Annotated in this window: 24 protein-coding genes; 19 read left to right on the forward strand and 5 right to left on the reverse strand. The window is 65.7% G+C overall.

Features of this window, described 5'->3' with window-relative positions; genetic code table 11:
- The first annotated feature begins 60 nt into the window (after positions 1 to 60).
- Together QX010_RS28395 and QX010_RS28400 are read left to right on the forward strand one after the other, a co-directional pair.
- Positions 61 to 426, forward strand: a complete 366-nt coding sequence (locus QX010_RS28395; protein WP_316183066.1) for a copper resistance protein CopC — start codon at positions 61 to 63, stop codon at positions 424 to 426.
- Positions 427 to 428: 2 nt separating this feature from the next.
- The gene (locus QX010_RS28400) at positions 429 to 2,087 is read left to right on the forward strand and encodes a copper resistance D family protein (protein ID WP_316183067.1); all 1,659 of its coding nucleotides are present in this window, start codon (positions 429 to 431) and stop codon (positions 2,085 to 2,087) included.
- Positions 2,088 to 2,093: 6 nt separating this feature from the next.
- Here the strand turns inward: QX010_RS28400 and QX010_RS28405 are convergent, their stop codons facing one another.
- The gene (locus QX010_RS28405; RefSeq protein WP_316183068.1) at positions 2,094 to 2,600 is read right to left on the reverse strand and encodes a DUF3455 domain-containing protein; all 507 of its coding nucleotides are present in this window, start codon (positions 2,598 to 2,600) and stop codon (positions 2,094 to 2,096) included.
- 99 nt (positions 2,601 to 2,699) lie between these two features.
- Positions 2,700 to 3,914, reverse strand: coding sequence for an NADP-dependent isocitrate dehydrogenase (locus QX010_RS28410; protein WP_316183069.1), 1,215 nt, complete (start codon positions 3,912 to 3,914; stop codon positions 2,700 to 2,702).
- A 302-nt stretch (positions 3,915 to 4,216) separates the two neighbouring features.
- Here QX010_RS28410 and QX010_RS28415 point away from each other — a divergent pair, with 302 nt between their 5' ends.
- The 4 genes from QX010_RS28415 to QX010_RS28430 all read left to right on the forward strand — a co-directional run bounded on the left by QX010_RS28415 (position 4,217) and on the right by QX010_RS28430 (position 8,044).
- Entirely contained in the window at positions 4,217 to 5,416 is a 1,200-nt protein-coding gene (locus QX010_RS28415) for a TrmJ/YjtD family RNA methyltransferase (protein ID WP_316183070.1), read from the forward strand.
- Positions 5,417 to 5,669: 253 nt separating this feature from the next.
- On the forward strand, positions 5,670 to 6,515 hold the full coding sequence (locus QX010_RS28420) for a hypothetical protein (protein WP_316183071.1): 846 nt from the start codon (positions 5,670 to 5,672) through the stop codon (positions 6,513 to 6,515).
- A 155-nt stretch (positions 6,516 to 6,670) separates the two neighbouring features.
- Positions 6,671 to 7,789: a DUF2336 domain-containing protein gene (locus QX010_RS28425; protein ID WP_316183072.1), complete on the forward strand. Its 1,119-nt coding sequence runs from the start codon at positions 6,671 to 6,673 to the stop codon at positions 7,787 to 7,789.
- Positions 7,790 to 7,819: 30 nt separating this feature from the next.
- Complete coding sequence (locus tag QX010_RS28430) at positions 7,820 to 8,044, forward strand: hypothetical protein (protein WP_316183073.1); 225 nt, start codon at positions 7,820 to 7,822, stop codon at positions 8,042 to 8,044.
- 30 nt (positions 8,045 to 8,074) lie between these two features.
- On the opposite strand, the gene QX010_RS28435 is transcribed toward QX010_RS28430, so the two are convergent.
- Entirely contained in the window at positions 8,075 to 8,755 is a 681-nt protein-coding gene (locus tag QX010_RS28435) for a TetR/AcrR family transcriptional regulator (protein ID WP_315801217.1), read from the reverse strand.
- Between the two features lie 256 nt (positions 8,756 to 9,011).
- Between QX010_RS28435 and QX010_RS28440 the strand changes: the two genes are divergently transcribed.
- The 7 genes from QX010_RS28440 (at position 9,012) to cynS (ending at position 15,824) form a co-directional block, all read left to right on the forward strand.
- A complete protein-coding gene (locus tag QX010_RS28440; RefSeq protein WP_315801216.1) occupies positions 9,012 to 9,554 on the forward strand; it encodes an OsmC family protein in 543 nt (180 codons plus the stop codon).
- Positions 9,555 to 9,587: 33 nt separating this feature from the next.
- Positions 9,588 to 10,709: an acyl-CoA dehydrogenase family protein gene (locus QX010_RS28445; RefSeq protein WP_316183074.1), complete on the forward strand. Its 1,122-nt coding sequence runs from the start codon at positions 9,588 to 9,590 to the stop codon at positions 10,707 to 10,709.
- Positions 10,710 to 10,756: 47 nt separating this feature from the next.
- A complete protein-coding gene (locus tag QX010_RS28450; RefSeq protein ID WP_315801214.1) occupies positions 10,757 to 11,632 on the forward strand; it encodes a sulfurtransferase in 876 nt (291 codons plus the stop codon).
- 96 nt (positions 11,633 to 11,728) lie between these two features.
- Positions 11,729 to 13,114: a CmpA/NrtA family ABC transporter substrate-binding protein gene (locus QX010_RS28455; protein ID WP_316183075.1), complete on the forward strand. Its 1,386-nt coding sequence runs from the start codon at positions 11,729 to 11,731 to the stop codon at positions 13,112 to 13,114.
- A gap of 178 nt (positions 13,115 to 13,292) precedes the next feature.
- Positions 13,293 to 14,132 (forward strand): nitrate ABC transporter permease, encoded by an 840-nt coding sequence (gene ntrB / locus QX010_RS28460; RefSeq protein ID WP_316183076.1) that lies wholly within the window; start codon positions 13,293 to 13,295, stop codon positions 14,130 to 14,132.
- A 246-nt stretch (positions 14,133 to 14,378) separates the two neighbouring features.
- Positions 14,379 to 15,284, forward strand: a complete 906-nt coding sequence (locus QX010_RS28465) for an ABC transporter ATP-binding protein (RefSeq protein WP_316183077.1) — start codon at positions 14,379 to 14,381, stop codon at positions 15,282 to 15,284.
- 51 nt (positions 15,285 to 15,335) lie between these two features.
- Entirely contained in the window at positions 15,336 to 15,824 is a 489-nt protein-coding gene (gene cynS, locus QX010_RS28470) for a cyanase (protein ID WP_315779742.1), read from the forward strand.
- Between the two features lie 67 nt (positions 15,825 to 15,891).
- Here the strand turns inward: cynS and QX010_RS28475 are convergent, their stop codons facing one another.
- On the reverse strand, positions 15,892 to 16,215 hold the full coding sequence (locus QX010_RS28475; protein ID WP_316183078.1) for a DUF1476 domain-containing protein: 324 nt from the start codon (positions 16,213 to 16,215) through the stop codon (positions 15,892 to 15,894).
- 310 nt (positions 16,216 to 16,525) lie between these two features.
- Between QX010_RS28475 and purC the strand changes: the two genes are divergently transcribed.
- The 6 genes from purC (at position 16,526) to QX010_RS28505 (ending at position 21,112) form a co-directional block, all read left to right on the forward strand.
- Positions 16,526 to 17,293: a phosphoribosylaminoimidazolesuccinocarboxamide synthase gene (gene purC / locus QX010_RS28480; RefSeq protein ID WP_016843454.1), complete on the forward strand. Its 768-nt coding sequence runs from the start codon at positions 16,526 to 16,528 to the stop codon at positions 17,291 to 17,293.
- 13 nt (positions 17,294 to 17,306) lie between these two features.
- Complete coding sequence (gene purS / locus QX010_RS28485) at positions 17,307 to 17,549, forward strand: phosphoribosylformylglycinamidine synthase subunit PurS (RefSeq protein ID WP_315801208.1); 243 nt, start codon at positions 17,307 to 17,309, stop codon at positions 17,547 to 17,549.
- Positions 17,550 to 17,566: 17 nt separating this feature from the next.
- Positions 17,567 to 17,983: a hypothetical protein gene (locus QX010_RS28490; protein WP_315801207.1), complete on the forward strand. Its 417-nt coding sequence runs from the start codon at positions 17,567 to 17,569 to the stop codon at positions 17,981 to 17,983.
- Between the two features lie 9 nt (positions 17,984 to 17,992).
- Complete coding sequence (gene purQ, locus QX010_RS28495) at positions 17,993 to 18,694, forward strand: phosphoribosylformylglycinamidine synthase subunit PurQ (RefSeq protein WP_315801206.1); 702 nt, start codon at positions 17,993 to 17,995, stop codon at positions 18,692 to 18,694.
- A gap of 196 nt (positions 18,695 to 18,890) precedes the next feature.
- Positions 18,891 to 20,138, forward strand: coding sequence for a DUF1236 domain-containing protein (locus tag QX010_RS28500; RefSeq protein WP_316183110.1), 1,248 nt, complete (start codon positions 18,891 to 18,893; stop codon positions 20,136 to 20,138).
- Between the two features lie 236 nt (positions 20,139 to 20,374).
- A complete protein-coding gene (locus tag QX010_RS28505) occupies positions 20,375 to 21,112 on the forward strand; it encodes a tetratricopeptide repeat protein (RefSeq protein WP_316183111.1) in 738 nt (245 codons plus the stop codon).
- Between the two features lie 100 nt (positions 21,113 to 21,212).
- Here QX010_RS28505 and QX010_RS28510 read toward each other — a convergent pair whose 3' ends face one another.
- Positions 21,213 to 21,695 (reverse strand): PaaI family thioesterase, encoded by a 483-nt coding sequence (locus QX010_RS28510; protein WP_315801205.1) that lies wholly within the window; start codon positions 21,693 to 21,695, stop codon positions 21,213 to 21,215.
- Positions 21,696 to 21,727 lie beyond the last annotated feature (32 nt).

Here is a 21,727-nt window from a genome sequence, read left to right on the forward strand (position 1 = left end):
AGTTTTGTTCGACCCGGTCCAGCCCGAACGTTCCCGCCGCAGCCTCCGCCCGCGCGTCCCATGTCGTCCGTCATCCGATTCCGTCACCTGCCGACCCTTGCCGCGCTGCTTCTGGCCGCCCCCGGCGCCGCCTCGGCCCATGCTATCATCGTCTCGTCGCAGCCCGCGGCGGGCGGGACCATCGAGAAGCAGCCGACACTGATCCGGCTGCGCTTCAACAGCCGCATCGATCACGCCCGCTCGCGGCTGAAGCTGCGCGCGCCCGACGGCGCCGAGCAGGCGCTCACGCCGGCCGCCGACGCGCCGGCCGACGAGATCGACGCCGAGGCCAGGGCGCTCAGCCCCGGCGCCTGGCATCTGCAATGGCAGGTGCTCAGCGTCGATGGCCACATCACCCGTGGCGACATTCCTTTCAACGTGCGCTAGCCGTGTCGCTCTTCCTCGACATCTTCGGCTATCTCTCGGTGGTGCTGCGCGGCCTGACCCTGCTGGCACAATCCTTCACCGTGGGCGGCCTGGCGTTTCTGCTGTTGCTGCTTCGCCCGCTACAGCAAAGGCTGTCCGCCGACGCGATCGTCGTGGGGAAGCGCAGCCAGCGCTTCCTGCGCCGAAGCGCGTTCGGCTGGTTCGCGGTCGTGCTGGCCTCGCTCGCGGTCAACATGGCGGCGCTGATCGGGACGCTCGACCTCTCGCTCGGCGAGGCGGTCGGCGCCGACTTCGCGCGCTCCGGCATGGCCGTTGCCGCCTGCGCGCTCGGCATCGCGGCGCTCGCCCGGACCGGCAGCTGGGCCGCCTGGCGCGTCGTGGCACTGGCCGTGCTGGCTGGTGCCGCGCTGCTGCTGCAGCTCAACCTGACGCACGCGGCGAGCCGGCTCGAGGTGCGCTGGCCGCTGCTCGCCGCCGACTTCCTGCACATGCTCGGCGCCGGAATCTGGATCGGCGGCCTGCCGTATTTCCTGATGGCGCTGAACGGCTGCAAGGCGGATGACGATCAGCGCCTGATCGGACGGCGCTACTCGCTGATGTCGATGGTCTCGGTGGCGGCGATCGTGCTCGGCGGCATTGTGATGGCGATCGCCTATCTCGGCTCGTTCGAGGCGATCTACGGCACCGCCTATGGCGTGATGATGTCGGCCAAGGTCGCGATGCTGCTGATGCTGCTGGCGCTCGGCGCCGGCAACTTCTTCGCCGTCGAACGTTTGCGCCGCCGTGATCCCGCAGCACCGCTCTCGCGCATGAAGCGCTTCGTCGAGGTCGAGCTCGGCATTGGGCTGACGGTGCTCCTGACCGCGGGCTCGCTGACGTCGCTGCCGCCCGGCATCGATCTCAGCCAGGACCGGTTGAGCTTAAGCGAGATCGTCGAGCGCGCCGCGCCGCAATGGCCGCGGCTGACGAGCCCCTCGGTCGACCAGCTCACGATCTCGCAGCTGCAGGCGAGGATCGACGCCGCCGACGCGCAGCGCCTGACGGCGCCGCAAGCCTATGTGCCGGGCGAGGGCGTGATCCTGCCGCGCAGCGCCGCCGACATCGCCTGGTCGGAATACAACCACCATTGGGCCGGCATCTTCGTCGTGCTGATCGGCCTGCTCGCGCTGATCGAGCGCTTTGCCTGGGGCAGGTGGGCGCGGCACTGGCCGCTGTTGTTCCTGGTGATGGCGGCGTTCCTGTTCCTGCGCGCCGACGAGATGGCCTGGCCGCTCGGCCCGATCGGTTTCTGGGCCTCGTGGCGCGATCCGGAAGTGGCGCAGCACCGGCTGTTCGTGGTGCTGATCATCTTGTTCGGCCTGTTCGAATGGCGGGTGCGGCTGCGCGGGCAGCAGGCGGGGCGGGCGGCGCTGGTGTTTCCGCTGACGGTCGCCGCCGGCGGCGCGCTGCTGCTGACGCACTCGCACGCCATCGCCAACATCAAGGACCAGCTCCTGATCGAGATGAGCCACACGCCGCTGGCGCTGTGCGGCATCACCGCCGGCTGGGCGCGCTGGCTGGAGCTGCGCATGGACGGCCGCATCAGCCGCGTCGCCGCCTGGGTCTGGCCGGTGGCGTTCGTGCTGGTGGGATTGATCCTGCTGGATTATCGCGAAGCGTGAGGCGCCTTACTGCTTCCGCAGGAACACGTAGTCCGCGGAATAGGCGACGCTGCGGAGTTGCCCGGCGGCGTCGCAGGCGCCTGCCAGCTTGCCGCCGGCCGTGTTGATCCGCTGCACGGTGGTCACATCCGAGAGCACGCCCTTCGCGCCACGATGGGAGACGACCTCGAGCTTCAGCCAGGGGATATCGTTGTCGGTGGCGCCGACCGCGGTGCCCTGCACGCGGCCGCCGACGATCGAGCCGTCCTGATGCTCCCAGCTCGGGCCGGCGTAGTGCCGGCCGACGGTCTTGCCGTCCTCGAACAGACTGGCGATCGGTTCGCGAAAGGTCCAGGCGAGCTTGCCGTCCTTGTCGGCCTTGCAGTCGTAGACCTGCGCGCCTTCGGCATGCAGCGTCAGCACGGCCTTTTCGCCGGCGGCGACCAGCGCGTCGGGAATCGTGGTCTCTGCGGCGTGGGAGGAGCCGATCTGGGCACCGAGCACCAGCAGAGCGAGCGATGAGGTCAAGCGCATGATCAGGTTCCTCGACGGCAGGAGTGAAACGAAAACGGGCCGCGCTGGCGGCGCGGCCCGTTGATAGGTGACGAAACCAGAAGGCGAAAGTGGGGAAACTTACGCCGCCATCGCCTTGGTGAGGTTCTCGGCGATCTTGTCGAGGAAGCCGGTGGTCGAGAGCCAGCGCTGGTCGGCGCCGACCAGCAGCGCGAGGTCCTTGGTCATGTAGCCGGACTCGACGGTGTCGACGCAGACCTTCTCCAGGGTGGTCGCGAACTTCGCCAGCTCGGCATTGTTGTCGAGCTTGGCGCGGTGCGACAGGCCGCGGGTCCAGGCGAAGATCGAGGCGATCGAGTTGGTCGAGGTCTCCTTGCCCTTCTGGTGCTCGCGGAAGTGACGGGTCACCGTGCCGTGGGCGGCCTCGGCCTCGACGGTCTGGCCGTCCGGCGTCATCAGCACCGAGGTCATCAGGCCGAGCGAGCCGTAGCCCTGGGCCACCGTGTCGGACTGCACGTCGCCGTCATAGTTCTTGCAGGCCCAGACATAGCCGCCCGACCACTTCAGCGCCGCGGCGACCATGTCGTCGATCAGGCGGTGCTCGTAGGTGATCTTCTTGGCCTCGAACTTGTCCTTGAACTCCTTGTCGTACACCTCCTGGAAGATGTCCTTGAAGCGGCCGTCATAGACCTTCAGGATGGTGTTCTTGGTCGACAGGTAGACCGAGTAGTTCTTGGCGAGGCCCATGTTGAGCGAGGCGCGGGCGAAGTCGTAGATCGACTCGTCGAGGTTGTACATCTCCATCGCGACGCCGGCGCCGGGCGCCCTGAAGACTTCCTTCTCGATCACGGTGCCGTCGTCACCGACGAACTTCATCGTCAGCACGCCCTTGCCGGGGAACTTGAAGTCGGTGGCGCGGTACTGGTCGCCGTAGGCGTGGCGGCCGATGATGATCGGCTTGGTCCAGCCGGGGACCAGGCGCGGCACGTTCTTGCAGATGATCGGCTCGCGGAACACGACGCCGCCGAGGATGTTGCGGATGGTGCCGTTCGGCGACTTCCACATCTCCTTGAGGCCGAACTCCTTCACCCGGGCCTCGTCCGGGGTGATGGTGGCGCACTTCACGCCGACGCCGACCTTCTTGATGGCGTTGGCGGCATCGATCGTGATCTGGTCGTTGGTCTTGTCGCGGCTCTCCATCCCCAGGTCGAAATACTGCAGATCGATGTCAAGGAACGGGTTGATCAGCTTGTCCTTGATGTACTGCCAGATGATCCGCGTCATCTCGTCGCCGTCGAGCTCGACGACCGGGTTGGTCACCTTGATTTTTGCCATGATCGATGGGGCCTTCTTGGGAACAGCGCGCCAGGAATGGAAAGCGCTTGTGAAATCAAGCGCGTCATAGCACTGCTGCACCGCGGGCGGAAGCGCACCCGGTATGCGTCCGGTGCTGATTTTCGCAGCCCGCTCATGCGGTGGGCAACGGCGGCGAGGCGGCCGGCTGCGGTTTCGCGCAAACCGTAAAATTCTTGGCTAAGCCGATTATTTTGCTTGAGAATTCTCGCCAGCCGGGCCAACGGAGCGGGCAGGGCGCGCGGGCGCGCCCTTCAACCGGATCTGGACATCGAGGATCGAGCGTGTCGGGCACCGACAAGACGAAGGCGGGATTGGAGATCACGGGCCCGGTGGTGATCCTGGTCGAGCCGCAGCTCGGCGAGAACATCGGCATGGCGGCGCGGGCGATGGGCAATTTTGCGTTGTCCGAGCTGCGACTGGTCAACCCGCGCGACGGCTGGCCGAACATCGCCGCCCAACGGGCGGCCGCCGGGGCCGACCACATCATCGATCACGTCCGGCTGTTCGACACCCTGCCGGAGGCGATCGCCGACCTCGACCTGGTGTTTGCCACCACCGCCCGCGCCCACGACCAGGCCAAGCCGGTGATGGGCCCGGAGGCGGCCGCGCGGGAGATGCAGGGCCAGATTGCCGCCGGCGGCCGCGCCGGCATCCTGTTCGGCCGCGAGCGGGCGGGGCTGACCAACGAGGAGGTCGCCCGCGCCAACCGCATCATCACCTATCCGGTCAATCCGGGTTTTGCCTCGCTGAACCTCGCGCAGGCGGTGCTGCTGATGGGTTATGAGTGGTTCAAGCTGGTGACATCCGGCGCGCTGCCCTTCGCCATGCCCGAACGCTCGGAGCGCGCCAGCCAGGGGCAGATGGAGGCGTTCTTCGAGAACCTGGTGCGCGAGCTCGACCGGGTCGAATTCCTGCGCCCGCCGGAGAAGCGCGAGACCATGCTGGTCAATTTGCGCAACATTTTCTTCCGCATGGAGCCGTCGCGGCAGGACATCCACACCCTGCACGGCGTGGTGATGGCGATCGCCGAGGGGCGCAAGGGACCGGCCAAGGGCGGCGTGCTCGACAGCGAGCAGGCGACGCGGCTGCGCGCGCTGATCGCCGAGCAGGGTACCGTCGCCAACCTGCCGGATTCGCGCGGCTCGCTGCGCGGGCTGGCGCGGCTGCTCCGCCGCAATCCCACCGACGCCGAGCGGGCGCTGTGGCACGCGCTGTCGCGCGACCGCCGCTTCGCCGGCCAGTTCAAGCGCCAGACCCCGGTCGGCCGCCACATCCCCGACTTCGTCTCCTTCATCCACCGCCTGGCCATCGAGCTCGTCGGCCCCGACGAGAGCGAGGGCGTCGTCGCCGATCGCAGAGCACGGCGGGCATGGCTGGAAAGCCGCGACTATCGCGTCACCGAGGTGAAGGCCGCGGATGTCGAGGCGAATTTGGAGGCCGAGCTGGTGCGGCTGCAGGCGCTGATCGGCGCAGCCAAGTAGTCGCCGACGGTCGCATCGCGTGCCGCGTGGCGGCTATCAATGGCTTCGCGCCTCTGCACCACGCGCAATCGTCGATTGAGTTGTCGCGTGGTTTGCGAGGCTCGCGCAACTCATCCGCGCCCGGCAGGCCCCGAGTCTGCGATCCCGTTTACACCGGCTGAACGATGTTTGATGAACGCAATTCCAGATTGTGGCTCATCCGATCGGTTCTGATTAGATCGCAGCACCAAGAGCAAGACCTAAGGGGGCATTCATGGCTACGCGACGATGGCGCTCGTTTTTGTGTTGTGCGTCGATCATCGGTTCGATCTTCGGCTTGTCGGCGAGCGCCGAGACGGCGGCACCGAAGCGGTGCACGACCGCAGCCGATCTCGGCGCCGACGAGCGCATCGCCGGCTGCACTGTCGTGATCGAGCACGGCAAGCCGGCGACGCCACAGGTGATCGAAGCGCGTTTCGCACGCGCCGGCGCCTATTTCCACAAGGGAGATGTCGAGCATGCGATCGACGACTACAAGATCGTCATCGCGGAATCCTCGGCCGGCCTGCTCGCCGCCTTCGATCGCGCCGCCCCCGATCTCCGCGATAGCGAGCCGCAGCCCGCGTCGGCATTCGGGCGGGCGTTCGGTCGCAACGGCTACCGCGCGCAAGCCTATCGCGCGCTGGGGATCGCAAGCTTCCAGGCGGGTCTCCTGGAGCAGTCGCAGGACGACTTCCGATGGCTCAGCGAGATCGATCCCAACAATGCCGATGCGGCCTTGTGGCTGGACCTGGCGCGCCGCCGTGCCGGGCTCGCGAGCGAGCTTGCCGACCACGCCAAGCGGCTCGACATGGGCAAATGGCCGGCGCCGATCGTCCGCCTGTTTCTCGGCCAGGAAACGCCAGAGGCCGTGCTTGCGGCGGCGGACCGCGGTGCTCCCGCCACGCGCCAGGCACGGCGCTGCGAGGCGAGCTTCTTCGCCGGCGAGTTGATGCTCCACCAGGGTCGCGAGGGCGACGCCATGCAGCTGATCGACCGGGCTCTCGCCGAGTGCCGGTGGACGTCGCGCGAACGGTCGGTCGCCGAGGCCGAGGCGCGCGCGCTCCACGTCATGCCGTAGACAGCATGCGCGTGCGCGCATGCTTAACGCGCACGCGCGCATTTGAGTGAAAATGCCCGGTCAAATCCGCACGCGGCGGGTTACGGAACGCTCGGGTTCGAACGGTATGATCTGCGCATTGCCCTTCCATTGTTGCAGCGGTGCGGCCTTTCATCATGAACGAAACCAGATCGGTGTTGCGGGACCTCGAGGATGCGATCGCGCGGGGGACCGCCGACAGCCGGGAGCGCGCGCTGTGGCATGCGACCGACCTGCTGATCGCGGGACGGTACTGCGAGGAGGAGATCGCCACCTTCGGCGAGGTCATCGGCCGGCTGGCTGACGAGATCGAGGTCGAAGCGCGCGCCAAACTCGCCGATCGCCTCGCCAGGATCGAATATTCACCGGCCAGCGTCATCCGCAAGCTCGCCTTCGACGACGAGATCTGGGTCGCCGGCCCGGTGCTGCGCGAATCCGAGCGGCTCGATGACGCCACGCTGGTCGAGAACGCCAGCACCAAGAGCCAGGACCATCTGCTCGCGATCGCCGAACGCCGAACGCTGAGCCCGGCGGTGACCGATGTGCTGGCGACGCGCGGCAACCGCGCCGTCGCCACGGCGGTGGCGCGCAATCAGGGCGCTCAGTTCTCCGGCGCCGGCTTCCTGCACATGGTCAAGCGGGCCGAGAACGACTCGATCCTCGCCGAGCATCTCGGCCGCCGGCTCGACATCCCGCGCCATCTGTTCCAGCAGCTCATCGCCAAGGCCTCGGACGACGTCGGCAAGCGGCTGGCCGGCGAGCGCCCTGAACTGCTCGGTGAAATCAACAGCTCGGTCGCCAACATCGCCGGCGACCTGCAGTCGAAGTTCGGGCCCGGCTCGCGCAACTACTTCGTCGCCAAGCGCACCGTGACGATCCAGCACCGCCTCGGCAATCTGCACGAGAGCACGATCGCCAGCTATGCGACGGCGCACAAGGTCGAGGAGGTGACGATCGGCCTCGCGCTGCTGTCGGGACTGCCGGTCGACGTCGTCGAGCGCGCCTTGTTTGACCGTAACCGCGAGATGCTGCTGATGCTCGCCAAGGCGCTCGGCTTCACCTGGGATACGATGATGGCGCTCGCCTTCCTCGGTGCCCGCGAACATCGCATCACGGCCGGTGAATTGCAGGAGCTGGAGCGTGACTATGCCAAGCTCCAGTCGCAGACGTCGCGCAGCGTGCTCGAATTCTATCAGTCCCGCAAGAATCCGGGCAAAGGCGGCAAGGCGTCCACGCCGCGCGCGGCGGCGTATTGAACCTGCAGCGATGGACGGAGGTGATCGCGGATGAACGGCACGGAACTCCCTCTTCGCAGAGAGCAACGGCTCGGCCATCGCGAGGCGCGTGCGGACCGCGCGGCGGCCGATGCGGCCTGGCACGTGCTCGAAGCGGCCAACGAGCTCGGCGATGAGGCTGCGGTCGCCGCCTGCCGCCGCGTCATCGATGCCAGCCTCAACGGCGCGTGCGCAGACCAGGCCGACCTGAAGCTGGTGACGGAGTATTTCCGCTAATCCAGACGCTCGGTCGCGGAGCAGGGCGGCTCACGCCGTCGCGAGCTGCGGGTTCGCCTTGCTGTTGCGCTGTGCCGCCTTCAGCTTCGCCGGCTCGATCAGCGCCTTCGCGGCCAGGCCGGCCGTGTCCGCGACCTCGGGATTGCGTGACACCATGGCCGCCACGATCGCGCCGTCGATCAGCAATGCGAGCTGATGCGAGAAGCTCTCCGGCTCGGCGGCGCCCATCTCGCGGGCGAGCCTCTCGATATGCGCCAGCACCACCTTCTTGTGGCGCATCGCGATGGTGCGAAACTGCTTCTGATCCTTGTCGTGCTCGCCGACCGCATTGATGAAGGGGCAGCCGTAGAAGCGCTCCTCGCCGAACCAGCTCTTCAGCGCCGGAAAGATGCGTGCCAGCTTGGTCTCGGCGTCACCGCCGCCGCTCTCCATTTCCGCGATGAACCATTCGCGCCACTGTTTGCCTTCGCTTTCGAGCACGGCGGTGACCAGCGCGGTCTTCGAGCCGAACAGCTTGTAGAGCGTGGTCTTCGCGGTGCCGGCCTCGCTGATGATCGCATCGATGCCGGTGGCATTGATGCCGTTCTTGCAGAACAGCCGCGTGGCGGCGCCGAGCAGACGGCCGCGCGCGGATTCGTCATCGCCGGCCGCGATCGTCCTCGCGATCGCCTGCTTCTTGCCGGTTTGTTTGCCCGCAACTGACTTTGCCATGCCTGCAAGCTTAATCGCTGTGCGCGTGAGTCAGCAAGACCGCTGACGTGCGCGAGGCAGCGTTGCGCGCAATTTGATCTCCGAGGGCGGCATTCTGCACCGCGCTTGGGCAACGGAGGGGACGCAGCGGTCGCCGCTTGCCGCGATGATCGCGTAAGCCGCGAGGATCACTCCGGCTTTTGATTTTCGGCCTCTCTGGCACGCTTCGTGCAGGATACAGACCGTTCGGTATCCTCATCCCAGGGAGAGAAATGAGATGACCGCTGTGGTTCAGAAGACGGCGCTGACGGGCTGCCTCGCGCCCATCGACAGAGGTGGGCTCGAGCAGCTCATCGTCAACGGCAAGGCCAACCCCAAGGTCATCAAGACCCTGAAGTGCAAGACCGTCGCCGAGGGCAAGTTCCGCCACGCCAACTACATCCGCAACCTCGCGCCCTACATCGTCGACGAGCCGCCGGGGCTGCTCGGTGACGACACCGCGCCCAATCCGTCGGAAGCCTCGCTCGCCGCGCTCGGCTCGTGCCTGGCCGTCGGCCTGCACGCCAATGCGGTGCATCGCGGCTGGATCGTCAACAAGCTCGAGCTGGAGCTCGAGGGCGATCTCAACATCACCGCAGTCTGGGGCACCGGCGACGTCAGCGAGAAGCCGGTCGGCTTCACCGACGTCCGCGTCAAGGTCGACATGGAGTGCGAGGGCATTCCGCAGGAGGAGGTCAAGGCGCTGATCGATCACGTCAAGAAGTGGTCGCCGGTCGCCAACACGTTTACCCGCCCCGTCAATCTCGAAGTCGGAATCTGATCGGCCGAGGGCCTGCGAGTAGCGGAGGACGTCATGGGTTCACTCGGACAGCATCTGGCAGTCGACAGCGCGGGCGTGATGCCCGTGCCGTCGACCGTGGAGCAGGTCACGGCGATCGCGCGCAAGGAGCTCGCGCCGCTGGCCTCTGGCATCGACGCCGGGACGGTGTACCCGGCCGACGTGCTCCGCCGCTTCGGCGAGGTCGGCGCGTGGAGCAGCCACGTGCCGGACAATGGCGCGGCGGATCTCAACTGCGCGATCGACTCCATCGGCGCGATCGGCGAGGTCTGCGGCGCCTCTGCCTTCATGGCGTGGTGCCAGAACACGCTGGTCTGGTACATCGCCAACTCGCCCAACAAGGCGCTCGTCGACCGTCTGCTCGACGACGCCGCGAGCGGCCGGTTGCTCGGCGGCACCGGCTTGTCGAACCCGATGAAGAGCTTCTTCGGCATCGAGAAGCTCAAGCTGAAGGGCCGCAAGGTCGAGGGCGGCTACGTCGTGCGCGGCGTGCTGCCCTGGGTCTCGAACCTCGGACCGGACCACATGTTCGGCACCATCTTCGAGCGAGAGGACGCGCCGGGCGAGATCGTGATGTTCATCGCCGACTGTTCCGATCCGGCGGTGACCCTGCAGCCATGCCAGCCGTTCCTGGCGATGGACGGCACCGGCACCTATGGCATCCAGTTTCGCGACCTGTTCGTGCCGGACGAGCTGATCCTGGCCGATCCCGCCGGTCCTTTCGTCAAGAAGATCCGCGCCGGATTCATCCTGCTGCAGGCCGGCATGGCGCTCGGCCTGATCAAGGACTGCATCAAGATCATGCAGGAGGTCGAGGCGCCGCTCGGTCACGTCAACCGCTATCTGCCGCAGCAGCCGGTCGATTTCAGCGCGCTCGCCGACGAGCTCGCAAAGGAAACTTCGGAGCTCGCCAGCGATCCGTTCAACGCCGACGAGACCTATTGGCGCAAGGTCGTCGCGCTGCGCCTGCGGGCCGGCGAGGCCAGCGTCGCTGCGGCTCATGCCGCGATGCTCCATTGCGGAGCCCGCGGCTACCTCAAGGGCAATCGCGCCGAACGTCGCCTGCGCGAGGCCTATTTCGTCGCGATCGTGACCCCCGCGACCAAGCAGCTCCGCAAGATGCTCGCCGACGGCTGACGCCGGCGAGAACGGCAACCAACAAATCCCACCAGGAGAGGCCTGCCATGACGGACGTTCTGATTACTGCCGGTGAACTCGCCGAGTTCATCAAGACCGAGCCGTGTGTCGTGATCGACACCCGCAATCCCGATGCCTATGCCGCGGGACATCTTCCCGGCGCGGTCAACGTCCACGAGATCTTCACCTATCTCGCGACCTCCACGCCGGAAGGCATCACGGAGCTGAAGACGAAGTTTGCCGATGCGTTCGGCGCCGCCGGCCTGTCGGGTGCGGAGACCGCCGTGGTCTACGAGCAGTCGATGAACTCCGGCTTCGGCCAGTCGTGCCGCGGCTATTTCCTGCTCACAATGCTCGGCTATCCCAAGATCAAGGTGCTGCATGGCGGCTACGACGCCTGGGTCGCCGCCGGCCTGCCCGTGACGACCGACGTGCCGTCGCCGGCGAAGGCATCGTTCAGCATCGTTCCGGAGGCGGGGAGCATCCTGATCGACGCCAAGGCGATGCTGGCCGCCGTCGGCAATCCCGCGATCGCGATCCTCGACGTCCGCGATGTCGACGAATGGATCGGCGATTCCTCCTCGCCCTATGGCAAGGATTTCTGTCCGCGCAAGGGCCGCATCCCCGGTGCCGTCTGGCTCGAATGGTACCGCATGATGAAGCCGACCGGAGAGGGGCCGCGCTTCAAGTCGAAGGACGAGATCCTCGCCGAATGCGCCACCGTCGGCATCACCGTCGACACGCCGGTGTATCTCTACTGTTTCAAGGGCGCGCGGGCCTCGAACACCTTCCTGGCGCTGAAGAACGCCGGCGTGAAGGATGTGCGGATGTACTTCGGCTCGTGGAACGAATGGTCGCGCGATCCGTCGCTGCCGATCGAGGAAGGTCTTCCGATGCCGGCGATGACCAGCAAGGCGGCATAGAAGCTGCATGTTGAGCACGTCCGGCCGCTGAAAAACGCGGCCGGATGAGCAGTTCGAAGGCGCTGATAGCGCAGGTGTGACAAAGGGGCGCAGCACATGTCGATTTTCGATGATCCGTTCGATGCCGATTCACGCGTGAATGCTGGTTGTATCTGCGGCCAGCATCGCAGCCCGGCCGAACATGAGCACGCCATGCTGGCGCTGCGCTGCGAGCCCGTGGCGGAGTCCACCGAGAAGCGCTACGAGAACGTGGTCGCGTCCGCCGTGCTGCGCGCGGTGTTTCCGCAAGCTGCCACCCGCCGCGCGTTCCTGAAGTCGGTCGGCGCCGCCACCGCGCTCGCTGCCGTCTCGCAATTCTTTCCGCTGAAGACGGCGACTGAAGCTTTCGCCGAAGCGGGCGCGCCGGAGAAGAAGGATCTCAAGGTCGGCTTCATCCCGATCACCTGCGCCACGCCGATCATCATGGCAGCGCCGCTCGGCTTCTATGCTAAGGCTGGGCTGAACGTCGAGGTCGTCAAGACCGCCGGCTGGGCCGTGATCCGCGACAAGACCATCAACAAGGAATACGACGCCTCGCACATGCTGGCGCCGATGCCGATCGCGATCTCGCTCGGCCTCGGTGCACAGCCGATCCCGTTCACCGTGCCCGCGATCGAGAACATCAACGGGCAGGGCATCGTGCTGGCGATGAAGCACAAGGACAAGCGTGACCCGAAGGACTGGAAGGGCATGAAGTTCGCCATTCCGTTCGACTATTCGATGCACAATTATCTGCTGCGTTACTATCTCGCCGAGCACGGCATCGATCCCGACACCGACGTGCAGCTGCGCTCGGTGCCGCCGCCGGAGATGGTCGCGAACCTGCGCGCCGACAACATCGACGGTTTTCTCGCGCCTGACAACATCTGCCAGCGGGCGATCTTCGACGGCGTCGGCTTCCTGCACGTGCTGTCGAAGGAGATCTGGGACGGTCACCCCTGCTGCAGCTTCGCGGCGAGCCGCGAGTTCATCACGACGGCGCCGAACAGCTTCGCGGCGCTCACCCGCGCCATCGTCGATGCCACCGCGTACGCGTCGAAGGCCGAGAACCGCAAGCAGATCGCGGAGGCGATCGCTCCGGCGAATTATATCAATGCGCCGGTGACCGTCATGGAGCAGGTCTTGACCGGCACCTACGCCGATGGCCTCGGCGGCGTGAAGACCGATCCGAAACGCGTCGATTTCGATCCGTTCCCGTGGCAGTCCTTCGCGGTGTGGATGCTGACGCAGATGAAGCGCTGGGGGCAGATCAAGGGCGACGTCGACTACAAGGCGGTCGCCGAGCAGATCTATCTCGCCACCGACACCCGCAAGGTCATGATCGACATGGGCCTGACGCCGCCGAAGGACTCCTACAAATCGTTCTCGGTGATGGGCAAGCCGTTCGATCCGACCAAGCCGGACGACTACGTTGCCAGCTTCAAGATCAAGAAGGCGTCGTGATGGGAGCGATGGGCACGCTGCCGGCCACACCACCGGTGTCGTCCTCGCGAACGCGGGGACCCATACGCCGTAACCTGGCTTGTGGCAGGAGCAGTAGCGACAATCTTATCCATCCATTGATTTCGGTGGTTATGGGTCCCTGCGTTCGCAGGGATGACGCCGGTGGTGGAGCGACGGCATGACCGCCTCACTTCGTCTGCGCGCCGCCGTCGTCTCAATCGTGCTGCTCGCCGTCTTCCTCGGCGCCTGGCACATCGCCACGCGCAGCACCGGCACGGCTGCCAACATGAGCCCGGAATACGCCAAGCTGATGGGCATGACCGCGACGCAAGGCAAGTCGGCGATGCCCGGGCCGCTCGATGTCGGCGCCAAGCTGTGGGAGCATCTCCGGCGGCCGTTCTACGACAATGGGCCGAACGACAAGGGGCTCGGCATCCAGCTCGCCTTCTCGCTCGGGCGGGTGATGCTCGGCTACCTGATCGCGGTCGCGGTCGCGATCCCGCTCGGCTTCCTGATCGGCATGTCGCCCTTGATGAGCAAGGCGCTCGATCCGTTCATCCAGATCCTGAAGCCGATCTCGCCGCTCGCCTGGATGCCGCTGGCGCTCTACACCATCAAGGATTCCAGCCTGTCGGCGATCTTCGTGATCTTCATCTGCTCGGTGTGGCCGATGCTCATCAACACCGCCTTCGGCGTCGCCGGCGTGCGCAAGGAATGGATCAACGTCGCCCGCACGCTCGAGGTCGGGAATTTCCGCCGCGCCTTCACCGTCATCCTGCCGGCCGCGGCGCCGACGATCCTCACCGGCATGCGGATCTCGATCGGCATCGCCTGGCTCGTCATCGTCGCCGCCGAGATGCTCGTCGGCGGCACCGGCATCGGCTACTTCGTCTGGAACGAGTGGAACAACCTCTCGATCACCAACGTGATCATTGCGATCCTGATGATCGGTTTGGTCGGCATGATGCTCGATCAGATCCTGGCCCGTGTCGCGCGGCTTGTGACGTTTCCGGAGTAGGGGGATGACGGTCGTGATCCCAAGCAGAGCGGCCGTCTTACCTCTCCCCGCTTGCGGGGAGAGGTCGGATTGCATCGTAGATGCAATCCGGGTGAGGGGGTACAGGTCCATCCACGGACACTCCCGGCGCGTGTGCCCCGAATCATCTCTTTCCATAGGCACCTTTCGTGCGGCTGCCCCTCACCCCAACCCTCTCCCCGTGAAGAACGGGGAGAGGGAGCGCACCGTCCTCGCGGAGTCTGCTCGATGACCTCAGACAAGTTCATCTCCATCGAGGGCATCGCCAAGCGCTACGACGGGGCGCGGAGCACGACGATCTTCGAGAACCTGTGGCTCGCGATGGCGCGCGGCGAGTTCGTCTGCGTGATCGGGCATTCCGGCTGCGGCAAGACCACGGTGCTGAATGTTCTTGCCGGCCTCGACGCACCGAGCGAAGGCGCCGTCATCGTCGACGGCCAGGCCATCGAAGGCCCGAGCCTCGACCGCGCGGTCATCTTCCAGAGTCATGCGTTGCTGCCATGGCGGACGGTGCTCGGCAATGTCACCTATGCCGTCTCGTCGAAATGGCGCAAATGGGATCGCGCCAAGGTCAAGGCGCATGCGCTGAAATATATCGAGCTGGTCGGGCTTGCCGGCTCCGAGCACAAGCGTCCCTCGGAGCTGTCCGGCGGCATGAAGCAGCGCGTCGGCATCGCCCGGGCGCTGTCGATCACGCCGAAGATCATGCTGATGGACGAGCCGTTCTCCGCGCTCGATGCGCTGACGCGCGGCACCCTGCAGGACGAGGTCCGCCGCATCTGCGTCGAGACCGGGCAGACCGTGTTCATGATCACCCACGACGTGGACGAAGCGATCTATCTCGCCGACAAGATCGTGCTGATGACCAACGGTCCCGGCGCGGTGCTGGCGGAGATCGTCGAGAACCCGCTGCCGAAGGACCGGCTGCGCGGCGACCTGCATCGTCATCCGCTGTACTACGCGCTACGCAACCACATCATCGATTTCCTGGTCAGCCGCAGCAGGACCTTCACCGCGGAGGTGCCGGATCACGATCCGCGCAAGGTGCCGGTGGTGAAGATCGGGCGCACCGAGCCGGCGATCGTCGCGTCCAAACCGGTCGAGAGCGATACGCCGCTGGCGGTCGCCCGCTGACGGCCAGCCGGAACAAACCCATCAACGAAGACCCATCAAGGGAGACCAAGCATGAAGCGATCCGACCTCACCGAAAAGCTGCTCGACATCAAGCGCGAGAAGGGCTGGAGCTGGAAGTACATCTGCGAGACGATCGGTGGCTATTCCGAGGTGCTGATCGTCGGCGCCATTCTCGGCCAGATGAAGCTGACCAAGCCGCAGGCCGCCAATGCGGGCGAGCTGTTCGGCCTGTCGAAGTCCGAGATCGCGATGCTGAACGAGACGCCGATGCGCGGCGAGGGCGTGCAGATGCCGCCGACCGATCCCCTGATCTATCGCTTCTACGAGCTGGTGATGATCAACGGCCCGGCCTGGAAGGAGCTGATCCAGGAGGAGTTCGGCGACGGCATCATGTCGGCGATCGATTTCGACATGGTGATGGAGCGCCTGCCCAATGCCAAGGGCGACCGCGTCAAGATCACGATGTCGGGCAAGTTCCTGCCGTACAAATATTACGGCGCCAGCGGCAACGTGCCGGAGTACGGTTTCAAGGAAGAATAGGCGAATAGGGAGTGGCGAATAGGGATCTTCTTGCCCTATTCGCTACTCGCCATTCGCAACTCGCCCGTTATTGTCCCGCCTTGACCTGCGCCACGGCGGTCGACAGCAGCTCGCTCATCTTCGCGCGCACGTCCGCCTCGGTGACGGCGGCGCCCTTGGCGTTGAGGTCTCCCAGCACCTTGCGCAGCACGTCGGCATCGCCCGCTTCCTCGAAATCGGCCGCGACGACCTCCTTGGCGTAGGCGTCGGCGTCAGCGCCGGACTTGCCGAGCTTTTCGGCGGCCCACAGGCCGAGGAGCTTGTTGCGGCGGGCTTCTGCCTTGAACTTCAATTCCTCGTCATGGGCGAATTGCTTCTCGAAGGCGTCCTCGCGCTTGTCGAACGTGGTCATGGTCGGAACTTCCAGTGTTGCCGAAGAGGGTTAACCGCGCAGGCGGTTGCGGGGCGGTGGCCGCACGCCTAAATAATTGGAACATCTTGCCAATACAACGGGTACGAGGCCGCAGGGAAGGGCGGTAAAACTCCGCCCCCGAGGTCTGGATCGATTGTGCTCGGGACACCAATGAGATAGGTTTCCCACAGGCCCGGTTCCTGTTCTGTTTCCGTCCGTCCGGGCCCTCGCGGCAGCTCCGTCGTGGTCCTGTCCAAAGTCATCCGGAGCCCACCATTTCATGGATTTCAACAAAACACGGTACATCCCAATGAGCCGTCGGCGTCGCATTTATGAAGGCAAGGCCAAGGTCCTGTACGAAGGCCCCGAGCCGGGCACCCTGATCCAGCACTTCAAGGACGACGCCACCGCCTTCAATGCCAAGAAGCATCAGGTGATCGAAGGCAAGGGCGTCCTCAACAACCGGATCTCGGAGTACCTGTTTCAGCACCTCAACGACATCGGGGTCCCGACTCACTTCATCCGCCGGCTCAACATGCGCGAGCAGTTGATTCGCGAGGTCGAGATCGTCCCGCTCGAGGTCGTCGTGCGCAACGTGGCGGCGGGCTCGCTGTCGCAGCGCCTCGGCATCGAGGAAGGCACCCAGCTGCCGCGTTCGATCATCGAATTCTATTACAAGAACGACCAGCTCAACGACCCCATGGTGTCGGAGGAGCACATCACCGCGTTCGGCTGGGCGACCCCCCAGGAGATCGACGACATCATGGCGCTGGCCATCCGCGTCAACGACTTCCTGACCGGCCTTTTCCTCGGCATCGGCATTCGTCTGGTCGACTTCAAGATGGAGTGCGGCCGGCTGTTCGAGAACGAGATGATGCGGATCATCGTCGCCGACGAGATTTCCCCCGATTCCTGCCGGCTGTGGGACATCAAGTCGAACGAGAAGCTCGACAAGGACCGCTTCCGCCGTGATCTTGGCGGCCTTCTGGAGGCCTATACCGAGGTCGCCAAGCGGCTCGGCATCCTCATCGAGAACGAGCGTCCGGCGGGCTCCGGCCCGGTCCTGGTCAAGAGCTAAAAGGGATAAAGACGTGAAAGCGCGTGTCACGGTGACGCTGAAATCCGGCATCCTCGATCCGCAGGGCAAGGCGATCGAGGGCGCCCTCAAGTCGCTCGGCGTCAACGGCGTCGCGTCCGTGCGCCAGGGCAAGGTGTTCGACATCGAGCTCGCCGGCGCAGACAAGGCCCAGGCGGAGGCGGCCCTGAAGGCCGCCGCTGACAAGCTGCTCGCCAACACGGTGATCGAGAATTACCGGGTGGAGCTGCTGGGGTAGGGCGCTGAGGGGGAGACATGATCCGCCGAAACGAAGTCAGACTGGGCGTCGCGGCAGTCGGTCTCCTTCTATCGGTATCGATGGCGAGCGCAGCGGCTCCGGTCACTATGGACGGATGGCGCTACACCGCTGGACCGAACGGCCTGCATGTCTTCGTATGCGCACGTGTCGACTGTGTGCCTGGGTCTCGGCTTGTTTGCCAAAGCAAGCCGCCCCATTCGGCGCTGCTTCCGGGCATCCTGCGCAAGTGGGATGAGATGGCCGCTGAGCTCTCGGGCGAGCCGCCCGAGGTGCGAACGACGAGCCACAGACTCTCCGGTATCGTCGACAGCGCTACATCACAATACGTTTTGATCAGTTCGTCGAACGACGAATACGCCAGCCGAGCCAATCTCGCGCGATTCGAGAAGGCTCTGCAGGAAGCCAGCAAATAGGTCGCAAGCATGAAATCCGCCATCCTCGTCTTCCCCGGCATCAATCGCGAGCGCGACATGGCGCGCGCGCTGCGCATGATCTCCGGCCATGAGCCGGCGATGGTCTGGCACGCCGAGACGTCGCTGCCGAAGGGCACCGATCTCGTCGTCGTCCCCGGCGGCTTCTCCTATGGCGATTACTTACGCTGTGGCGCGATCGCGGCGCGGGCGCCGGTCATGGACGCGGTGCGCGATCACGCCGCCAAGGGCGGCCTCGTGCTCGGCGTCTGCAACGGCTTCCAGATCCTGTGCGAGTCCGGCCTGCTGCCGGGCGTGCTGATGCGCAACGATAAGCTGAAATTCATCTGCAAGGACGTGCATCTGCGGGTCGAGCGCTCGGATTCTCCGTTCACCCGCGGCTACAATGCGGGACAGGTCATCCGCGTGCCCGTCGCTCACGGCGAGGGCAATTATGCGGCCGACGAGGAGACCTTGAAGCGGCTCAATGGCGATGGGCGCGTGCTCTATCGTTACTGCTCGGCCGATGGCGAGGTTGGCGACCTCAGCAACATCAACGGCGCTGCGCATTCGATCGCCGGCATCGTCAACGAGAACGGGAATGTGCTCGGCATGATGCCGCATCCCGAGAATCACGTCGAAGACATCATGGGCTGCACCGACGGCCGTGGCCTGTTTGCCGGCCTCGTCGCCCATCTCGACCGCGCGGCCTGACGCCGTTCATCGAAATCGTTCCGTAGTTTTTTCTCGCGCCGTCCGGCAACGCCCGGCGGCTGTTTGCGTTGTCCGCCCGATTCCACGGGACAGGAACCAAGGAGGTTCTCATATGACGACGAAACATTGGCTGGGAACGGCCGCGATCATTCTGGCGATCGGCACGGCATCAGGTGCCGCATCGGCGCAGTCCGAGATGAAGCGCGAGGGTGGCGCCGCTGCCCCGACCGCACGCGAAGCGATCCGGCCCGGCAGCGAGGCCAAGAGCGTTGGCGCGGCCGTGGAACACGGCGCGTCGGAGGCGAAGCAGAGCGCGCAGGGTCGCAGCGAGCCGTCATCGGCCGCGCGCGAGCAGGCGCAGGAGCGCCCGGCGCACGATGCGAAACAGAGCGCGGAGCAGAGCAAGGGCGAGCGCGGGCCGGCCTCGGCACAGCGCGAGCGCGACGCCAAGGAGAGCGCCGAGACCAAGTCGCAGGCCGACAGCAAGCAGGCCGACAAGCAGTCTGACAGCAAGAGCAAGGCTGAGTCGAAGCAACAGCAGGGACGCGCCGACGAGCCGCGCAAGGGCGAGGATCGCGCCGCCGAAACCAAGTCGGGCGCCACGGATCGCAAGTCCGACCGCGAGGCCGAGCGCAGCGGCAGCGACAAGAGCCGGCAAAGCCAGGACGAGCGCAAGGCCGGCACGTCGGACCAGGCGGCCGACAAGCAGACCGGCCGCAGCAAGCAGGCCAATCAGCCGGGCGCAACGGACAGCAAGAGCACGACCGCGCAGCAGAACCAGCAGACCGGTCCGGCCGGTGCCGCTGCGGGCAAGCCGGACGCGACCGGGCAGGCCAGCAACCAGACCCAGACCAACAACACCCGCTCCAGCACGCAGGTTTCGGTCAACGAGCAACAGAAGACCCGCGTGGTCGACCAGCTCAAGCGTGATCACGACTTCGACCGTGCCCGCACCGACATCGACATCCGCATCAACGTCGGCGAGCGCCTGCCCGAGCGCGTGCGGCCGCGTCCGCTGCCGTCGGACATCGTCACCATCGTTCCGGAATATCGCGGCTACGAGTACACCGTCGTGCATGACGAGATCGCCATCGTCGATCCGCGCAGCCGCGAGATCGTCGATGTCATCCCCCAGGACGGCATGCGCGCCGATCGCGGCTATGAGCGCGGCGGCTACGGCGTGAGCTCGACCCGCATCGTGCTGTCCGACGATCAGCGCCAGATCCTGCGCCGCGCCGCGACCGAGACCGGCACCGTCGGATCGACGACATCGTCATCGACCTCGTCCGGAACGAGCTGCCTGAGCCTGCGCCGGGTGCCCGATGAGCTCGCGCGCAGCAATCCGGAGCTCGCCAACTACCAGTATCTGGCGATCGGCGAGCAGGTCGTGCTGGTCGACCCGCGCGATCAGAAGGTGGTGCAGGTCATCGACCAGCAGCAATAGCGGCGTGGCGATACGACGGCGGCTCGAGGGCGGGGGCGCGACGCGCTTCCGCCCTTTTTCGCGACAGGATCGCCTTCCGTACGGCCATCGAACGAGCCTTGCTCCGCTGCTCGAACCGGCCGTTGTCCTCATGCGTCAAACCGGCATCGTCAATTGAGCTGGCGCGGACGGGATTGTCGGCCGCGCGCGGCCACGCTATCAACGTTGGCGTGTAGGGATTGGCCGTGGGGACCGCCGTGCCGGTTGCACTCGTCATTATAGTTCTTCAGATCTCGCTGATCTATCATGCGTCGCGGACCGGGCGGATGCAGCCCTGGGCGTTCATCATCTTGTTGGTCCCCTTGATCGGCGCGCTCGCCTACATCGTCGTCGAGCTGGTGCCGGAATGGCTGGGCAGCCACGACGTCCAGAAGGCGCGCAAGCGCGTCGCCAACAAGCTGGACCCTGAGAAATACTATCGTGAGTTGTCGGATCGCGTCGCCGTGACGGATACGATTGCCAACCGCGCCGCGCTCGCCGAGGAATGCGTCGCCGTCGGTCGCTATGACGAGGCCGAGCAGCATTACGATCACATCCTGAGCCTGCCGATGGGCCACGAGCCGCTGTTCGCGCTCGGCAAGGCCAAGGCGCAGTTCGCGCGCCGCCGCCCCGCGGATGCGCTGGCGACGCTCGACGAGCTGCAGAAGGCCTGGCCGGACTACAATTCGGCCGAGGCGCATCTGCTTTATGCACGGGCTTTGCAGGAAGCTGGCCGCACCGATGAGGCCATCGAGGAGTACCAGGCGCTGCTGGACTATGCGCCGGGCAGTGAGGCGAAGGTCCGCTACGGCAGCTTGCTCAAGCTGGTCGGCCGGATCGATGAAGCCAAGGTCGTGTTCACCGAACTGCTGATCCAGATGAAGCGCGCGCCGCGCCATGTGCGCAAGGCGCAGGCCGAGTGGATTTCGATCGCCGAGAAGCAGCTGGCGGGGTGAGGCCGTAGCCTGGATGAGCGCAGCGACATCCGGGTTCACCGAGGGAGCGCGTGAGATCCCGGATGTCGCTGCGCTCATCCGAGCTACAAATCAAATCAGGCTACGGCGAGTTCGCCGCCTCCGGCGTCCGCCGCTTGACGCGCTTGATGGTCCCTGAGAACGAGAACAGCGGCTTGGTGCCGGAATGCAGCATGCCGCGCAGGAAGATCAGCGACGCGCCGGCGCGGGTGACCTCGCCGGTGGCCTCGATCAATTCACCCTCGCGCGCGGCGTCGAGGAATTCGGACGAAAACGAGACCGTGACGCCCGGGCCCTGCATGATCGGCGCGGCGAAGGCGAACAGGCAGTAATCCGCGAAGGTCATCAGGCAGCCGCCATGGACGTTGCCGCCGCCGTTCAAATGCTTCTTCTCGACCCGGAAGGCGCAGCGGATCGAACCGTCGTCCTCCATCCGGTGCCAGAACGGCCCGGTATGGGATTCGTAGCTGTCGCGCATCCAGGTGCGCCAGCCGGCGAACTCGCCGTCGGTCGCGATATGGATGCCGGGGCGGTTCTCGAAGGCGGAACGGGTCAGATCGTGCACGTGCAAGGGCCTTTAACTGTTGATTTACCGTC

Source organism: Bradyrhizobium sp. SZCCHNRI1009, from assembly GCF_032487575.1.
Lineage (GTDB): Bacteria > Pseudomonadota > Alphaproteobacteria > Rhizobiales > Xanthobacteraceae > Bradyrhizobium.

Bases quoted from the DNA above. Each gene is read 5' to 3' on its own strand.
- purQ (WP_315801206.1), top strand. From the start codon at position 17,993: ATGAAATCCGCCATCCTCGTCTTCCCCGGCATCAATCGCGAGCGCGAC.
- QX010_RS28440 (WP_315801216.1), top strand. From the start codon at position 9,012: ATGACCGCTGTGGTTCAGAAGACGGCGCTGACGGGCTGCCTCGCGCCC.
- QX010_RS28475 (WP_316183078.1), bottom strand. From the start codon at position 16,215: ATGACCACGTTCGACAAGCGCGAGGACGCCTTCGAGAAGCAATTCGCC.
- QX010_RS28420 (WP_316183071.1), top strand. From the start codon at position 5,670: ATGGCTACGCGACGATGGCGCTCGTTTTTGTGTTGTGCGTCGATCATC.
- QX010_RS28445 (WP_316183074.1), top strand. From the start codon at position 9,588: ATGGGTTCACTCGGACAGCATCTGGCAGTCGACAGCGCGGGCGTGATG.
- QX010_RS28425 (WP_316183072.1), top strand. From the start codon at position 6,671: ATGAACGAAACCAGATCGGTGTTGCGGGACCTCGAGGATGCGATCGCG.
- QX010_RS28465 (WP_316183077.1), top strand. From the start codon at position 14,379: ATGACCTCAGACAAGTTCATCTCCATCGAGGGCATCGCCAAGCGCTAC.
- QX010_RS28430 (WP_316183073.1), top strand. From the start codon at position 7,820: ATGAACGGCACGGAACTCCCTCTTCGCAGAGAGCAACGGCTCGGCCAT.
- purC (WP_016843454.1), top strand. From the start codon at position 16,526: ATGAGCCGTCGGCGTCGCATTTATGAAGGCAAGGCCAAGGTCCTGTAC.
- QX010_RS28450 (WP_315801214.1), top strand. From the start codon at position 10,757: ATGACGGACGTTCTGATTACTGCCGGTGAACTCGCCGAGTTCATCAAG.
- QX010_RS28435 (WP_315801217.1), bottom strand. From the start codon at position 8,755: ATGGCAAAGTCAGTTGCGGGCAAACAAACCGGCAAGAAGCAGGCGATC.
- QX010_RS28455 (WP_316183075.1), top strand. From the start codon at position 11,729: ATGTCGATTTTCGATGATCCGTTCGATGCCGATTCACGCGTGAATGCT.
- QX010_RS28500 (WP_316183110.1), top strand. From the start codon at position 18,891: ATGAAGCGCGAGGGTGGCGCCGCTGCCCCGACCGCACGCGAAGCGATC.
- QX010_RS28410 (WP_316183069.1), bottom strand. From the start codon at position 3,914: ATGGCAAAAATCAAGGTGACCAACCCGGTCGTCGAGCTCGACGGCGAC.
- cynS (WP_315779742.1), top strand. From the start codon at position 15,336: ATGAAGCGATCCGACCTCACCGAAAAGCTGCTCGACATCAAGCGCGAG.
- QX010_RS28490 (WP_315801207.1), top strand. From the start codon at position 17,567: ATGATCCGCCGAAACGAAGTCAGACTGGGCGTCGCGGCAGTCGGTCTC.
- ntrB (WP_316183076.1), top strand. From the start codon at position 13,293: ATGACCGCCTCACTTCGTCTGCGCGCCGCCGTCGTCTCAATCGTGCTG.
- QX010_RS28395 (WP_316183066.1), top strand. From the start codon at position 61: ATGTCGTCCGTCATCCGATTCCGTCACCTGCCGACCCTTGCCGCGCTG.
- QX010_RS28405 (WP_316183068.1), bottom strand. From the start codon at position 2,600: ATGCGCTTGACCTCATCGCTCGCTCTGCTGGTGCTCGGTGCCCAGATC.